This is a genomic window from Enterobacter sp. 241F3, assembly GCF_034106785.1.
Classification (GTDB): domain Bacteria; phylum Pseudomonadota; class Gammaproteobacteria; order Enterobacterales; family Enterobacteriaceae; genus Enterobacter; species Enterobacter vonholyi.
In genome coordinates this window covers 25,163-41,290 of the sequence record NZ_JAWNDD010000014.1, presented here as the reverse complement: position 1 = coordinate 41,290, position 16,128 = coordinate 25,163, and the positions used below count along the sequence as shown (strand labels likewise).

At 53.8% G+C, this 16,128-nt stretch carries 16 protein-coding genes and 1 tRNA gene; 2 read left to right on the top strand and 15 right to left on the bottom strand.

What is annotated here, in order from left to right:
• Nucleotides 1-240: 240 nt before the first annotated feature.
• The 5 genes from UR504_RS21050 to proB all read right to left on the bottom strand — a co-directional run bounded on the left by UR504_RS21050 (nt 241) and on the right by proB (nt 4,713).
• Nucleotides 241-441 (bottom strand): helix-turn-helix transcriptional regulator, encoded by a 201-nt coding sequence (locus UR504_RS21050; RefSeq protein WP_049594956.1) that lies wholly within the window; start codon nt 439-441, stop codon nt 241-243.
• Between the two features lie 326 nt (nt 442-767).
• Nucleotides 768-1,982 (bottom strand): tyrosine-type recombinase/integrase, encoded by a 1,215-nt coding sequence (locus UR504_RS21045; RefSeq protein ID WP_320740106.1) that lies wholly within the window; start codon nt 1,980-1,982, stop codon nt 768-770.
• A 175-nt stretch (nt 1,983-2,157) separates the two neighbouring features.
• Nucleotides 2,158-2,233: transfer RNA gene (locus UR504_RS21040), tRNA-Thr, on the bottom strand.
• A 111-nt stretch (nt 2,234-2,344) separates the two neighbouring features.
• The gene (gene proA / locus UR504_RS21035; RefSeq protein WP_032646979.1) at nt 2,345-3,598 is read right to left on the bottom strand and encodes a glutamate-5-semialdehyde dehydrogenase; all 1,254 of its coding nucleotides are present in this window, start codon (nt 3,596-3,598) and stop codon (nt 2,345-2,347) included.
• An 11-nt stretch (nt 3,599-3,609) separates the two neighbouring features.
• Entirely contained in the window at nt 3,610-4,713 is a 1,104-nt protein-coding gene (proB, locus tag UR504_RS21030) for a glutamate 5-kinase (protein WP_021242883.1), read from the bottom strand.
• A gap of 304 nt (nt 4,714-5,017) precedes the next feature.
• Between proB and phoE the strand changes: the two genes are divergently transcribed.
• Entirely contained in the window at nt 5,018-6,070 is a 1,053-nt protein-coding gene (gene phoE, locus UR504_RS21025; protein ID WP_302234135.1) for a phosphoporin PhoE, read from the top strand.
• 135 nt (nt 6,071-6,205) lie between these two features.
• Here phoE and crl read toward each other — a convergent pair whose 3' ends face one another.
• The 3 genes from crl to gpt all read right to left on the bottom strand — a co-directional run bounded on the left by crl (nt 6,206) and on the right by gpt (nt 8,472).
• Nucleotides 6,206-6,607 (bottom strand): sigma factor-binding protein Crl, encoded by a 402-nt coding sequence (gene crl / locus UR504_RS21020; protein WP_008500249.1) that lies wholly within the window; start codon nt 6,605-6,607, stop codon nt 6,206-6,208.
• 57 nt (nt 6,608-6,664) lie between these two features.
• A complete protein-coding gene (gene frsA, locus UR504_RS21015; protein WP_149366156.1) occupies nt 6,665-7,909 on the bottom strand; it encodes an esterase FrsA in 1,245 nt (414 codons plus the stop codon).
• 104 nt (nt 7,910-8,013) lie between these two features.
• Nucleotides 8,014-8,472 carry a xanthine phosphoribosyltransferase gene (gpt, locus tag UR504_RS21010; RefSeq protein ID WP_010427903.1) on the bottom strand — a complete coding sequence of 153 codons (459 nt, stop codon included), beginning with the start codon at nt 8,470-8,472 and terminating at the stop codon, nt 8,014-8,016.
• A gap of 260 nt (nt 8,473-8,732) precedes the next feature.
• Between gpt and pepD the strand changes: the two genes are divergently transcribed.
• A complete protein-coding gene (pepD, locus tag UR504_RS21005) occupies nt 8,733-10,190 on the top strand; it encodes a cytosol nonspecific dipeptidase (protein ID WP_115874299.1) in 1,458 nt (485 codons plus the stop codon).
• A 77-nt stretch (nt 10,191-10,267) separates the two neighbouring features.
• Here pepD and dinB read toward each other — a convergent pair whose 3' ends face one another.
• The 7 genes from dinB to UR504_RS20970 form a co-directional block, all read right to left on the bottom strand.
• Nucleotides 10,268-11,326, bottom strand: a complete 1,059-nt coding sequence (dinB, locus tag UR504_RS21000; protein ID WP_111965857.1) for a DNA polymerase IV — start codon at nt 11,324-11,326, stop codon at nt 10,268-10,270.
• A 107-nt stretch (nt 11,327-11,433) separates the two neighbouring features.
• Nucleotides 11,434-11,637, bottom strand: coding sequence for a (Na+)-NQR maturation NqrM (gene nqrM / locus UR504_RS20995; RefSeq protein WP_023615899.1), 204 nt, complete (start codon nt 11,635-11,637; stop codon nt 11,434-11,436).
• On the bottom strand, nt 11,637-12,860 hold the full coding sequence (gene nqrF / locus UR504_RS20990) for an NADH:ubiquinone reductase (Na(+)-transporting) subunit F (RefSeq protein ID WP_302234129.1): 1,224 nt from the start codon (nt 12,858-12,860) through the stop codon (nt 11,637-11,639). Before nqrF ends, nqrM begins: the two co-directional genes overlap by 1 nt.
• 10 nt (nt 12,861-12,870) lie before the next feature.
• A complete protein-coding gene (nqrE, locus tag UR504_RS20985; RefSeq protein WP_023334613.1) occupies nt 12,871-13,467 on the bottom strand; it encodes an NADH:ubiquinone reductase (Na(+)-transporting) subunit E in 597 nt (198 codons plus the stop codon).
• 6 nt (nt 13,468-13,473) lie between these two features.
• Nucleotides 13,474-14,112, bottom strand: coding sequence for an NADH:ubiquinone reductase (Na(+)-transporting) subunit D (locus UR504_RS20980; protein WP_008500256.1), 639 nt, complete (start codon nt 14,110-14,112; stop codon nt 13,474-13,476).
• Nucleotides 14,105-14,899, bottom strand: a complete 795-nt coding sequence (locus tag UR504_RS20975; RefSeq protein WP_115874296.1) for a Na(+)-translocating NADH-quinone reductase subunit C — start codon at nt 14,897-14,899, stop codon at nt 14,105-14,107. The genes UR504_RS20980 and UR504_RS20975 overlap by 8 nt, the downstream gene beginning before the upstream one ends.
• Nucleotides 14,892-16,127, bottom strand: coding sequence for an NADH:ubiquinone reductase (Na(+)-transporting) subunit B (locus UR504_RS20970; protein WP_302234126.1), 1,236 nt, complete (start codon nt 16,125-16,127; stop codon nt 14,892-14,894). The genes UR504_RS20975 and UR504_RS20970 overlap by 8 nt, the downstream gene beginning before the upstream one ends.
• Nucleotide 16,128 lies beyond the last annotated feature (1 nt).

Genomic DNA, 16,128 nt, shown 5'->3' with positions numbered 1-16,128 from the left:
ATCCCAATAGATACGGTAATACTCTTTCATAGCTGATAGTAGAAACATCTCAGTAGCGATCCTATCAAAACCATTATTTTTCTTATTCATTTATTTTTCCTTTTCTTTGTTTATAGTGTAAAATACCCTGCATTATTAATGCATAAAATATTTTAGTTTCTTATTTTTTAATATTGTAAAAAACACAGCGTTTAACGTTTTACATAAAACCTCCTCATCGCATTAATAGTGTATTGTTCATTAATCAGCGTGTTTACGTGAAAACTGAATAATATTTTCAATCCATTCATCGATTTCACTTTCAACAAAAGCTCTGGCTCTTATTCCAATCTTTATCGGTTCTGGGAATACGCCTCTGCTAATAAGTCGATAAATCCATGCTTTGCTATATCCTGTTTTATTCATCACTTCCGGCAGGCGAATAAGTCTTCTTGTTGTCATATATTTCTCCGTTGTTGTTTTGATGAATGTAGTATCTGCAGATCGCTTATGACGTTCAAGCCTCGGAAAATCAGAATTGAACTTGAATTGAGTGTTTTTCATACAATAACAGATGAAATGGCGGGAGAGCTGTCACTGGGCGGGGTGTAGAGCGATTTAGCAATAAGTGCTATTTATTTTGCTGTTTTAAGGTATTTTATAATTTACATAATAATCAATTAGTTAATCAATATCAGTTTAAATTCTGACTTAATTCTTATCTGCTTTAGCCAAAAAAAAGGGCTATGCCCGTTAAGACATAGCCATTCTTTCATCAGCAGTTATCCTTACCCACGTCGATTAAACGCTCCCTGCACCACATTGCCGCCTTTCTCAAGGCTTGCCATGTAGTCGGCATACCATTGCAGCATCTCACGTCTGCCATCGAGATATTGCGCATGGTTGTAGGTGCCACGGATAGCATTCTTATCCACATGCGCCAGTTGGGTTTCAATCCATGCGGTGTTATAGCCCTGTTCATGAAGAACGGTGCTCATGGTATGACGGAAACCATGACCCGTAACCCGGCCTGTATAGCCAATTCGCTTAAACACCTGATTGATACTGGCTTCACTCATGGTCTTACTTGGATCATTGCGTCCCGGAAACAGTAAAGGAAATTGCCCCGTCATTGCTCTGATCTGTTCGATAATGGTTAACGCTTGGGTAGAGAGCGGGATGATATGGGGATGACGCATTTTCATGCGTTCAGCAGAAATTTCCCATAGCGCTTTCTTGGTATCGATTTCTGACCATAACGCACCGCGCAATTCCCCTGTTCTCAGGCCGGTAATGATGAGCAATCTTGCTGCCAGCACCATCAATTCACTACCAGAGTAGCCCGTAAGGGCTTTAAAGAAGGCAGGAAGCTCTTCGGTGGTCAGGAATGGGTAATGTGTAGATTCATGCCCCTGCATGGCACTGGTGAGATCTGGCGCGGGATTATACTCAGCCCTGCCTGTCACAATGGCATAGCGAAACACTTCGCCGCAGCGTTGACGTACTTTCTTGGCTTTCTCGGTCGCTCCCCTGTCTTCCATCTTTTTCAGCACGTTCAGCAATTCCAGCGGCTTAATGTCTGCGATTGGGCGTTGACCAATGAACGGGAAGACGTCTTTGTTGAAGGCTTCAAGAATGTCAGAGGCATATCCCGCAGACCATTTCTTCACTTTCATGCTGTGCCATTCGAGCGCAATTTCTTGAAAGGTGTTTTTGACCTGCGCTTCACGCTCAACTTTTTGTTCTTTTTTAGCCTCCAAAGGATCGATACCCCCAGCGATACCCTTTCGAGCTTCATCACGTTTTGCTCTGGCATCAGCCAAGGACACATCGGGATATACCCCCAGCGCCAATAACTTTTCCTTTCCATCGATACGATACTTTAAACGCCAGTAGCGTGACCCGTTGGTTTTCACCAATAAGTAGAGGCCACCACCATCAGCCATCTTGTAGGGTTTCTCTTTGGGCTTGGCAGTCTCGACCTGTCTGGCATTGAGCTTCATCTGGGGGTATCTCCTTTAGACCGAACAGCGAATACCCCCATTGATACCCCCAACTCACCGTAGATTTCCGTGAACGTGAGTAGACGAGCAGAGACAATAAGGGCCGTAAAACCACGTATTATAAGGGTTTAAAGGGTGTTTGAGTAGACTTAAGGAGACGTTAAAATAGGTAGGATGGTGCCGATAATAGGAGTCGAACCTACGACCTTCGCATTACGAATGCGCTGCTCTACCAACTGAGCTATATCGGCCCTGAGAGGCCGGTTACGAGCGTAACCACGGGGCAAAAGGTTAGATCTATCCGGGTGATGCGTCAATGCCCTTTTGAATCAAACGGCTACTTTTGCATCACCCGCGATTATTTACGCACGAATCGTATCGTCACCGAAGCCGATCCACTTATACGTGGTTAGTGCTTCCAGCCCCATCGGACCGCGCGCGTGCAGTTTCTGCGTACTGACCGCCACCTCAGCGCCGAGGCCGAACTGACCGCCGTCGGTGAAGCGGGTGGAGGCATTCACATACACCGCAGATGAATCCACTTCGTTCACGAAGCGATCGGCATTGCGCAGCGTACGCGTCAGGATGGCGTCAGAATGCTGCGTGCCATGCTCACGGATGTGCGCAATCGCGTCGTCAAGATCGCTCACGATTTTCACGTTCAGATCCAGTGACAGGAACTCGTCGTCGTACTGCTCCGCGTTGACGGGAACGACGTTAGCCGGGCCATCCTGCAGCAGTGCGAGCGCACTGGCGTCAGCATGCAGCGTCACGCCGCTCTCTGCCATCTGTTTGCTCAGGGCCGGCAGGAAGGTGTTCGCTATGTCCTGATGCACCAGCAGCGTTTCCACGGTGTTACAGGTGCTTGGACGCTGGGTCTTCGCGTTCACGATAATCTTCAGCGCCGGTGCAATCTCAGCGCTGTCGTCTACCACGATATGACACACGCCAATACCGCCGGTGATAACCGGAATCGTCGACTGCTCGCGGCACAGCTTGTGCAGGCCCGCGCCACCGCGTGGGATCAGCATGTCGATGTATTTGTCCATGCGCAGCATTTCGTTGACCAGCGCGCGGTCCGGGCTCTCGATCGCCTGTACGGCACCCGCCGGCAAGCCACACTCTTCCAGCGCCTGCTGAATGACTTTCACCGTCGCGGCATTGGTGCGCCAGGTCTCTTTCCCACCGCGCAGAATGGCGGCGTTGCCGGTTTTCAGGCACAGGGAGGCGACATCCACCGTCACGTTTGGTCGGGCTTCATAAATAACGCCGATAACGCCGAGCGGCACGCGACGGCGCTCCAGGCGTAAACCGCTGTCCAGCAGCCCACCGTCAATCACCTGCCCTACCGGGTCGGCCAGATTGCATACCTGACGAACATCGTCGGCGATGCCTTTCAGGCGGGCCGGGGTCAACGCCAGACGGTCGAGCATCGCTTCGCTCAGACCGTTGCGGCGCGCTTCCAGTAAATCCTGCTCGTTGGCGAGCAAAATCTCCTGAGACTGTGATTCGAGATAATCAGCGATTTTTTCCAGCACGCGGTTTTTCTCGCGGCTGGAAAGGAGCGCCAGTTTATAAGAGGCGGCCTTCGCGGCGGCGCCCATTTGTTCCAGCATGTTCTGGCTCCTTAACGAATAATCATGTCATCGCGATGCACGGCAACCGGGCCATATTCATAGCCCAGAATGGCGTCGATCTGCTGCGAATGGTGACCCGCGATGCGGCGCAGGGCATCGCTGTTATAGCGGCTTACGCCGTGGGCGATGTCGCGACCTTCGAGGTTACGGATACGGATCACTTCACCACGGGAGAAGTTGCCTGTCACGCTTTTAATTCCTTTAGGAAGTAATGAACTTCCTCGTTCCAGAATCGCGGCGGTTGCCCCTTCATCGACGACGAGTTCGCCCGCAGGCGGCGCGCCAAATATCCAGCGCTTACGGTTTTCCAGCGGGGATTCCTGAGCGTGGAAGCGGGTGCCGACGGAGATGCCTTCCATCACGTCGCCAATCACGCCAGGGCGGCTGCCCGCCGCAATGATGGTGTCGATACCGGCGCGGCACGCCACGTCGGCGGCCTGCAGCTTGGTCCCCATCCCGCCCGTTCCGAGGCCGGACACGCTGTCACCGGCGATGGCGCGCAGCGCATCGTCGATACCATGAACGTCGGTAATCAGCTCGGCTTCCGGGTTAGCGCGCGGATCGGCAGTGAACAACCCCTGCTGATCGGTCAACAACAGTAATTTATCGGCTCCGGCCAGAATGGCGGCCAGAGCCGAAAGGTTATCGTTATCACCCACTTTGATTTCAGCGGTAGCAACGGCATCGTTTTCGTTAATGACCGGAACAATATTGTTGTCCAGCAGCGCGCGCAGGGTATCGCGGGCGTTCAGGAAGCGCTCTCTGTCTTCCATATCCGCACGCGTCAGCAGCATCTGCCCGACATGAATGCCATAGATAGAGAACAGCTGTTCCCAGAGTTGAATGAGTCGGCTTTGTCCCACGGCGGCCAGCAGCTGTTTGGAGGCGATCGTCGCGGGGAGTTCGGGGTAACCCAGGTGTTCACGCCCGGCGGCAATCGCCCCGGAGGTCACAATCACAATACGATGCCCTGCGGCATGTAACTGAGCGCACTGACGTACAAGCTCAACAATGTGGGCGCGATTTAGGCGGCGCGATCCGCCTGTTAAAACACTGGTACCGAGTTTTACCACCAGCGTCTGGCTGTCACTCATGATTCTCTGCCGTTCAACGATAAGGGAAAGTAATGTCAAACGAACGTTTTAACAGGAGTCAGCCCCGTTGCCAACTGCCTTAGCACATCGCGAAACACTTTGTTGCGCGGGATCAGGAAGCGTAGCGGGAGAATTTGACAGTTTTATTACCGAAATAATAAATCACAGTTTTTTAAAATTATTCTTAGTTTGTCATAAAAGTTTCATTCCAGAACGATAAAACCCTTCCTGTTTTTTCACGGGACTTAAGCATGAGCTTATCGTCCAGCGAATTTTTTAGCGCGTTTATAAGACAGGATCGAAAATGAAAAAGAGCACTCTGGCATTAATGGTTATGGGCGTAGTGGCTTCTGCATCCGTTCACGCAGCTGAAGTTTATAATAAAAATGGTAATAAGCTGGACGTGTACGGCAAAGTGAAAGCCATGCACTACATCAGCGATGATACTACCAAAGATGGCGATCAGACTTACGTTCGTTTCGGTTTTAAAGGCGAAACGCAGATTAACGATCAGCTGACGGGCTATGGCCGTTGGGAATCTGAATTTGCAGGTAACAAAGCCGAGAGCGACTCTACTCAGAAGACGCGTCTGGCGTTCGCGGGCCTGAAGCTGAAAAACTTTGGTTCTCTGGATTACGGTCGTAACCTGGGTGCCCTGTATGATGTCGAAGCATGGACCGACATGTTCCCTGAGTTCGGTGGCGACTCTTCCGCGCAGACCGATAACTTCATGACCAAGCGTGCGACCGGTCTTGCCACTTACCGCAATACCGACTTCTTCGGCGCGGTTGACGGCCTGGACATGACCCTGCAGTACCAGGGTAAAAACGAAAACCGTGACGCCAAGAAACAGAACGGTGACGGTTTTGGTACCTCTCTGACCTATGACTTCGGCGGCAGCGATTTCGCCGTCAGCGGCGCCTACACCAACTCTGACCGCACCAACGCTCAGAACCTGCTGGCACGTGGCCAGGGTCAGAAAGCAGAAGCCTGGGCTACCGGTCTGAAATATGACGCGAACGATATTTATCTGGCTGCAATGTATTCAGAAACCCGCAATATGACGCCAATTTCCGGTGGGTTTGCAAATAAAGCGCAGAACTTTGAAGTGGTCGCACAATATCAGTTCGACTTCGGTCTGCGCCCGTCCCTGGGTTATGTCCAGTCTAAAGGCAAAGATATCGAAGGTATTGGCGACGAAGATCTGGTCAAATATATTGACGTTGGCGCGACCTATTACTTCAACAAAAATATGTCCGCCTTTGTTGATTATAAAATCAACCAGATTGACGACAAAAATAAACTGGGCGTGAGCAGTGATGACATCGTTGCACTGGGTATGACCTACCAGTTCTAAGATTATCCGAATAAGAAAATCCCGGCAGTTGAGCCGGGATTTTTTTGCCCGGTGGCGCTGCGCTTACCGGGCCTACGGGATAGTGCATTTTGTAGGCCGGGTAAGGCGAAGCCGCCACCCGGCGCTGTGACGCTATCAGGCAGTCAGCTTCACCGCTTCGCTGGAAAAGTCATCTGCGGGTTCGAACTTGAGATCCAGAGTCGCCAGCAGTGCGCTCGCTTTGTCGTGAAACTCTTTCAGGGTGTATTCCAGGCGGTCAATGACTTCCTGATCTTTAATGGTGGTCGCCTGCCAGTTGCCGTCTTTATTAAACAGGCCAAACTGGTAGCTATACGTAAAGCGTTTTTCCTCTGCTTCCATTTCCATCCACCAGCCCCAGAATTCACGTTTTTCGGGTGCAGGCTTCACGTTGACGCATACAGCCAGGCAGTCGAAAAAAAAGCGATTCTCTTCACACTGCTCTTCTCGAATATACGGGCCAAGAGCCATGAACTTCTTAATCAATCTACTTTTCGGGTGTCCACTCGGTAACGTCATTGCGATCTCCTTTTGTGAAGCCACTGTTTTACCAAACCAGCGAAATTTAGCAATCTATTAACACAATCTCTGAGCGATCCAGCGCGTAATCTCTTTCAGTGCTTTGTCGAAATTCTGATAGACCGGGCTGAACGGCACCTCAAGCAATTTGCCATCCGCAGATGACGAAGTGATTAAGCGTGACTCTTCTTCCGGGCTAAACGGATCGTTTTTCCAGAACCCCGACAGCATCGGCGTTGGGCAGCGACGTCCCAGCAAGCCTTGCGTTTTTAACGAGTAGCGATTGAGCTCAACGCGCAGCGCTTCGTCTGATGCATCATGCATGCCAAGACGGCTGGCCAGCACATCAAGGTACATTTCAGGTACGTTGCCCTGACGTGCGGGATCGCTGAGCAGGGCGTGTACGACCGGGCCGAGGCAGGCGACGGCTTTAAGGCGAGAAGATTCAAGGTAAGCCAGACGCACCGCGACGTTAGCGCCGAAACGGAAGCCGAATGCCGCCACGCGGGTGTGATCAACCCACGGAATGTTTTCCAGCGCTTTTAGCGCATGCTGGTGCAGCAGGCTGGAATCCTGAGTCAGTTTCCATTTGGATGAGAAACCAATTGAAGGCATATCAAGCGTCAGCATCGCGATCCCTTTTGGTGCGAAGTAGCGCTCATACAGGCTGTAATAGTCGATTTGCAGCGAATCCAGCCCCCCGCACATGAGGACAGTCGGGAACGGACCTTCACCTTCAGGCATATGCAGGAACCCGGTGATGGATGACCCACCCGGAATGGTAAACTCGAGTTCGCGCATCTGGCCCGGCAGGCGTTGAGCCGCCTCTTCGTAAGCGCGATTCGCCAGCGCCTGTGCCTGCTCAGCCAGCTCATCACCTTTCAGATGTGGATACGCGGCGATGGCGTAGAGATTGGCCGCATGCAGCCAGTGCTTGCCGCTGCGCGTGGCATCCTCTTCCTGGCTGGCTTTTTGCTGCCAGACCATCGCCTGTTTAGACCACTCATAGATCCAGTTTCCGCCACGGTAGCCCACCACGGTATCATAGAGTTCGCTGTCGGTACGCTCGGCTTCACTCATTACGATACGTGCCTGCACATCGAGGATTTCACGGGGGTCGATACCGCGCCAGATCCACATCAGGCGGTTAATCATGCGATACCAGTGAGGCACGTTTTTACCGTCTAACGCGGACTGGACGGCAGGCTGGGTACCCGGATTAAAGCGACGCACCAGCGTCGACGTTTCAGGATGTTTGAAACGGGGTTTGAAGAGTGTCTCGGTGAGATTCGCCTGCGTCATTGCGTTGCCTCCATGAATACGTCATATGAAGACTATTGTAACGCGTGGCAGGCCAAAAAGAACAACGCCCGACATAGCCGGGCGTGTAAAGTTACGTACTGGTATTAACGGCCTGAAATCGGCGGTACAAAGACCACGCCCATATCCCATGGCTGTTCAATCCAGGTATCCTGCGGGATATCAATCACGTAATCGTCAACCAGCGGGCGGCCAGCCGGTTTAGCGAAGATAGTGACGAAGTGCGCTTTAGGATACATTTCGCGGATAGCGACCGCAGTACCGCCGGTATCCACCAGGTCATCAATAACGATGAAGCCTTCACCGTCACCTTCCGCACGTTTCAGCACGGTCAGCTCGCGCTGGTTGTCATGGTCATAGCTGGAGATGCAAACGGTATCGACATGACGAATACCCAGCTCACGTGCCAGCAGCGCCCCCGGTACCAGACCGCCACGGCTGACGGCAATAATGCCTTTCCACTGTTCGGAAGGCATCAGACGCGCAGCCAGTTTGCGTGCGTGAATCTGCAACATGTCCCAGGTGACGACGTATTTTTCGCTCATGTGAAGTGTCCCAGCCTGTTTTTATACGGCTTAAAAAGTGTTCGAGGGGGAAATAGGTTGCGCGAGATTATAGAGATCTGACGCACTAAAAACCAGTGTTTAGCGCCCTCTGCCTGAGTTTTTACATGCTTTATGCTACCAGCCAGCAGAGAAAGTGGTATTCTCAGTTTCATCTCGCAAGCCTGACTTGTGGTAACTATTAACCTGCTAACCCTGTGACCTGCAACCCTGTTTGCAGCGCCTCGACAAGGAGACTTATCGTGTCTGAACTGTCTCAACTATCTCCGCAGCCGCTGTGGGATATTTTTGCCAAAATCTGCTCCATTCCACACCCTTCCTACCATGAAGAACAGCTTGCCGAACATATTATGGGCTGGGCGAAGGAAAAAGGTCTGCATGCTGAACGCGACCAGGTTGGCAATATTCTGATCCGCAAACCTGCAACCGCAGGCATGGAAAACCGCAAACCGGTTGTGCTGCAGGCGCACCTGGACATGGTGCCACAGAAGAACAACGACACCGTTCACGACTTCACCAAAGATCCGATTCAACCGTACATCGACGGCGACTGGGTGAAAGCACGCGGCACCACGCTGGGCGCGGATAACGGCATCGGTATGGCGTCTGCGCTGGCGGTGCTGGCTGACGACAGCGTTGAGCACGGTCCACTGGAAGTGCTGCTGACCATGACCGAAGAAGCGGGCATGGACGGCGCTTTCGGTCTGCAGGCGAACTGGCTGCAGGCGGATATCCTGATCAACACCGACTCAGAAGAAGAAGGCGAGATCTACATGGGATGCGCGGGCGGGATTGATTTTATCTCTACCCTGCCGCTGTCGCGCGAAGCGATCCCTGCAGGCTTCCAGACCTTCAAGCTGACGCTGAAAGGTCTGAAAGGCGGCCACTCCGGCGGCGATATTCACCTGGGTCTGGGCAACGCCAACAAGCTGCTGGCACGCTTCCTGGCAGGCCATGCGGCCGAGCTGGATCTGCGTCTGGTGGATTTCAACGGCGGTACCCTGCGTAACGCGATCCCACGCGAAGCGTTCGCCACCGTAGCGGTTCCAGCAGCAAAAGCGGACGAGCTGAAAAAACTCTCCACCGTATACCTGGATATCCTGAAAAACGAACTGTCGGCGAAAGAGAAGAACCTGACCGTAGTGCTGGAATCTGTTTCTACAGATAAAGCCGCGCTGACCGTACAGTCTCGTGACTCCTTCGTTCAGCTGCTGAACGCGACGCCAAACGGCGTGATCCGCAACTCTGACGTGGCGAAAGGCGTGGTGGAAACCTCACTGAACGTGGGCGTGGTGACCATGAGCGACGACAGCGCGGAAATCATCTGCCTGATCCGCTCGCTGATCGACAGCGGTAAAGAGTACGTGGTGAGCATGCTGGAATCTCTGGGCACGCTGGCGGGCGCGAAAACGTCTGCAAAAGGCAGCTACCCGGGCTGGCAGCCGGATGCAAGCTCTCCGGTGATGGCGCTGGTGCGTGAAACTTACCAGCGTCTGTTCAACAGCACGCCAAACATTCAGGTGATCCACGCGGGTCTGGAATGTGGTCTGTTCAAGAAACCGTATCCGGATATGGATATGGTGTCCATCGGGCCAACCATTACCGGTCCGCACTCGCCGGATGAGCAGGTTCATATCGAAAGCGTCGGTCACTACTGGACGCTGCTGACTGAACTGCTGAAAGCGATCCCTGCGAAATAACATCTTCATCCCAGCCCTCTTCCTGTGGAAGAGGGTGAAAAATCCAGGCCCGGTAAGCGTAGCGCCACCGGGCTTTTTTACAATCCCAGAACCAGCTGTCGCTCTAGCTGCGGATCCAGCAGCGTGACGTGCAATCCCACCAGCCTTACCCCTCGCCCGCCCCGGCGCTCTTCCCATGCCTTTTTTGCCGTCGCGATAAGATCGTCTTTATTCAGTCGCGGCCAGACGTGTTCCTGCGTGGTCTGCTGGAAGTCGTTGAATTTTAATTTGATACCCTGACGGGCAATCAGCAGGTCCGGCTTCACCTTGATTAAACGCCGTTCCAGCTCCGGATAAAGCTGTTCCGTGATGATCATTTCGCATTCAGACCAGTCATGTATATCTTCAATGAGGGTGCGCTCAACGCCGACGGATTTACGGAGCCGCTCGCTGTTCACATCGCGATCGTCAATTCCCTGGCTGCGCTCCCACAGCACGCGGCCAAACTTCCCGAAACGCTTGAGCAGCATGGCTAGATCGCTTTGCTGCACGTCTTCACAGGTCCGTAGCCCCATGCTTTCCAGCTTTGCGGCAGAAACTTTTCCTACCCCGGGGATTTTGCCGAGCGGCAGCGTTTTTAAAAATGCAGGCACCTCTTCCGGTGTGATGACGTACTGACCGTTGGGCTTATTTAAATCGGAGGCGATTTTGGCAAGGAATTTAACGGGCGCGACGCCCGCCGACGCCGTCAGATTCAGCTCGTTGAAAATCGTCTGGCGGATCTCCTTCGCCATCAGCGTGGCGGAGCCGTGGCAGTGAACGCTGTCGGTCACGTCCAGATAGGCTTCGTCGAGCGACAGCGGCTCTATGAGAGAGGTATAGCGGGAGAAGATTTCCCGGATGTGAAGGGAAGCCTCTTTATAGGCTTCAAACCGGCCGGGCAGAAGCGTGAGATGAGGACAAAGCTTTAAGGCCATCGCCGTCGGCATGGCGCTGCGCACGCCAAATTTGCGCGCAGGATAGTTGGCGGTGCTGATGACGCCACGCTGAACGCGGCTGCCGCCAATGGCGATGGGAATATCCCGCAGCGCCGGGTTGTCTCGCATCTCCACTGCAGCAAAAAAGCAGTCCATATCAACATGGATTATTTTGCGCATAGTATGCCCTCACTTATCACTGGATAAGTATACAGTAAACAAATGAGGATTGAGAAGCGTGCGTGGAAATTGTCGGGTGACGGCTTTGCCATACCCGACAGACAAGACTAGATAATGCGCTGCTGCTCGCGCGCCATCCTTTTCTTCCGCGCATCGCACGGTTCCGGGCAGTCGCAGACCTTCTCCATACCAATGGAGGAAATACCGCCGCAGCTGCCCTGAATGCTTTTCCGCTTAACGATCCAGCCTAACGACATGCCGAAGATGACAAGCACAAAAACCACAAAGGTTGCCAGAAACGTCAGCATCATCAGCCTCCAAAGTCGTCGAGCAAGATGCTCTCATCTTCGACACCGAGATCTTTCAGCATCTTAATCACGGCGGCGTTCATCATCGGCGGGCCACACATATAGAACTCGCAGTCCTCGGGTGCCGGGTGCTGTTTGAGGTAGTTTTCATACAGCACGTTGTGGATGAACCCCGTATAGCCCGTCCAGTTATCTTCCGGCTGCGGATCGGAAAGCGCAACGTGGAAGGTAAAGTTCGGGTTTTCACGCGCCAGCTGTTCAAACTCGTCGTCGTAGAACATCTCGCGCAGGGAGCGCGCACCGTACCAGAAGCTGATTTTACGCTTGCTGCCGAGCCGCTTGAGCTGGTCAAAAATGTGCGAGCGCATCGGGGCCATACCGGCACCGCCGCCGATAAAGACCATTTCCGCGTCGGTATCTTTCGCGAAGAACTCCCCGAACGGACCGGAGATCGTCACCTTATCGCCAGGCTTCAGGGACCAGATGTATGACGACATCACGCCCGGCGGTGCATCCGGCACATTCGGTGGCGGCGTGGCGATACGCACGTTGAGCATGATGATGCCTTTCTCTTCCGGGTAGTTAGCCATCGAGTAGGCGCGCAGCGTCGGCTCTTTTACCTCCGATACAAAACGGAAGAGATTGAATTTGTCCCAGTCGGCGCGGTACTCATCCGGCACGTCGAAGTCCGCATACGCCACGGTATGTTCAGGACACTCAATCTGAATGTATCCTCCGGCGCGAAACGGAACATCTTCCCCTTCCGGTACCCGCAGCTTCAGCTCTTTAATAAAGGTGGCTTTGTTATCATTAGAAATAACCTCGCACTCCCATTTTTTGACGCCGAAGATCTCTTCCGGCAGCTCAATCTTCATGTTCTGACGCACCGCGACCTGGCAGGCCAGACGGCAGCCCTCTTTCGCTTCACGCTTTGTGATATGCGCCAGCTCGGTTGGCAGAATATCGCCACCGCCCTCTTTTACCGTCACGCGGCACTGCCCGCAGGAGCCGCCACCGCCGCAGGCTGACGAGACAAAGATCCCATTGCCCGAGAGCGTATTGAGCAGTTTGTCACCCGCTGGCGTGCGGATCTGACTCTGCGGGTCGTCGTTAATATCAATCACCACGTCACCGGAATTCACCAGCTTCGCGCGCGCCGCCAGAATTAACCCTGACAGCACCAGTACGATCAGCGTGAACATCACCACGCCAAGGATAATTTCCATCTGTTAGCCCTTATAGCTGCACACCGGAGAAGGACATAAAGCCCAGCGCCATCAGCCCGGTGGTGATAAAGGTGATCCCTAAGCCACGCAGACCCGCAGGCACGTTGGCATATTTCATTTTCTCGCGGATCCCCGCCATGGTGACAATCGCCAGCATCCAGCCGATGCCGGAACCAAAACCGTACACCACGGATTCACTGAAGTTGTAATCACGCTGAACCATAAACGAGACGCCACCAAAGATGGCGCAGTTCACCGCGATCAGCGGGAGGAAGATCCCCAGCGCGTTGTACAGCGACGGGAAGTACTTATCGAGGATCATCTCGAGGATTTGCACCAGCGCCGCGATCACCCCGATAAAGGTGATGAAATTCAGGAAGCTGAGATCAACCCCCTCCACCAGTGCGCCGTCACGCAGCACAAAGTTGTAGACCAGATTGTTAATCGGAACCGAAAGCCCCAACACAACGGTGACCGCCACGCCCAGCCCAAATGCCGTGGAGACCTTTTTAGACACGGCAAGGAACGTACACATGCCCAGGAAAAACGCGAGCGCCATGTTTTCAACAAACACAGCCCGCACAAACAAACTCAGGTAATGAGCCATCGTCGGTTACTCCTTTTCCTGCTGTTCTGGTCTCAACGTACGAATCAGCCAGATCAACAAACCGATAATGAAAAATGCGCTAGGGGCCAGCAGGAACAGGCCGTTTGGCAGATACCAGCCGCCGTTCTGCACCGTGTCCAGCACCGTGATGCCAAACAGCTTGCCGCTGCCAATCAGCTCGCGCAGAAACCCAACCGTAAGCAGGATCACGCCGTAGCCGAGGCCGTTGCCGATGCCGTCCATAAAGCTCGCCAGCGGCGGCATTTTCATGGCGTAGGCTTCCGCACGCCCCATGACGATACAGTTAGTGATAATCAGCCCGACAAACACCGAGAGCTGTTTGGAGGTTTCATAGGCAAAGGCGCGCAGCAGCTGATCGACCACGATCACCAGCGAGGCGATGATCGCCATCTGGACGATGATCCTCACGCTGTTGGGGATGTGGTGGCGGATCATTGAGATAAACATGCTGGAGAACGCCGTGACCAGCGTAACCGCCAGCGTCATCACTACCGCCGTTTCCAGCTTCGTCGTTACCGCCAGAGCAGAACAGACGCCCAGCACCTGCAGCGTGATCGGGTTATTGGCGAGCAGTGGGCCAATGAGTACTTTTTTGACTTCTTTCAGTTCACCGGTATCAGCCATTGTTCAGCGCTCCTTCACGTACGTTTTTCAGGAAAGGACCAAAGCCCAGCTCGCCCATCCAGAAATCAAAACTGTGCTGCACGCCTTTTGATGTGAGCGTGGCGCCGGAAAGCCCGTCAACGGCGTAGTCATCACCGGAACGAGCCGCCCCTTTCATCACCTTCAGCGCAGGCAGGCCGTTATCGTCGAGCACTTTCTTGCCGACAAACTGTGCCCGCCAGTTAGGGTTCTCAACTTCACCACCCAGCCCCGGGGTTTCGCCCTGGTCGTAATACGTAATGCCTTTGACCGTGCGGCCATCGGTATCAAGAGCGACAAAGGCATACATCATTGACCACAGACCATTACCGTAAATAGGAAGTACCACTTCCTGAATGCGTTTTTGGGGATCGCGAACCAGATAAACTTCGGCAAGGTTGCTGCGACGCTTAATCCCCGCGGGATCCTGGGATGCCTCCAGCGTCAGGCTCATCTGCGGATCTTTAAGCGCCAGCGCCTGGTTGAATTTTGCCGGGTCTTTATCGAGCAGTTCACCCGTTTTTAAATCCACCAGACGCGCCGAAATACGTTCAGCAAAGACGGCAGAAACGTCGTCTGCGCTCATTCCTTCCTGCATCAGCCCGGCGACGGCCAGAATGTTGCGCTGTTTATCCAGCGCACGTTGCTCCTGCTGCAGGGGTTTTAACCCCACGGCAGAGCCGGCTACGACAATGGAGCAGACCAGGCAGAGCACCAGTACCACCAGCAGCGTTTTGCTGATGCTGTCGTTATTTTTTACTTCAGCCACGCGCCTTCCTCCGCTTGATGTTGGCCCGCACCACCAGGTAATCGAAGAGTGGCGCAAACAGATTGGCAAACAGAATGGCCAGCATCATCCCCTCCGGGTACGCCGGGTTGACCACGCGGATCAGGACACATATTGCGCCAATGAGCACGCCATAGCTCCATTTACCTTTGTCAGTGAAGGAGGCCGAGACCGGGTCGGTTGCCATGAACATCATGCCGAACGCGAAGCCACCCAGCACCAGATGCCAGTACCACGGCATGGAGAACATCGGATTGGTGGTCGAACCGATAACGTTGAACAGGGTGGCGGTCAGCACCATGCCGATCATCACGCCCGCAACAATTCGCCAGGAGGCCACGCGGCCAAAAAGAATGATCGCGCCGCCGAGCAAAATCATCAGCGTAGAGACTTCTCCGATGGAGCCCGGAATGTTGCCAATAAAGGCATCAAACCAGGTCACGGGCTGACCCGTCGCGTTGTTCACCAGCGTTTCGCCGCCGTGTGCGGCCCACTGTGAAAGCGGCGTCGCGCCGGAAAAGCCGTCTGCCGCCGTCCAGACCAGATCGCCTGAGATTTGCGCCGGATAGGCAAAGAAGAGGAACGCACGTCCCGCCAGCGCCGGGTTGAGGAAGTTCCGCCCGGTGCCGCCGAAGATCTCTTTGGCAATCACCACGCCGAAACTGATGCCCAGCGCCGCCTGCCAGAGCGGTAAGGTTGGCGGGACAATCAGGGCAAACAGAATCGAGGTCACGAAGAAGCCTTCGTTGATCTCATGTTTACGGATGATGGCGAACAGCACTTCCCAGAAGCCACCCACGATAAATACCGTGATGTAAATCGGCAGGAAGAACACCGCGCCCAGCGTCATCATGCTCATCCAGCCCGCGTCTGGCGCGAAGTTCACCCCTAACGACTGGGCCAGGCGGTAGTGCCAGTCAGACTGGATCACCTGCGCCAGCTGCTGCGCATCGTACATGTGGTGCAGCGCCGGAATGGTCTGCAAGCCAACGTTGTACATGCCCCAGAACATCGCCGGGAAGACCGCAAACCATACCAGAATCATCATGCGCTTAAGGTCGATGGCATCGCGAACGTGCGCCGCCCCTTTCGTCACCAGCCCCGGCGTGTAGAAAATAGTCGTCGTGGCTTCATACAACGGGTAGTACTTTTTGAGCTTCCCTTCGGTAAAGTGCGGCTCAATTTTTTCAAAGAGGTGTTTTAAGCCCATC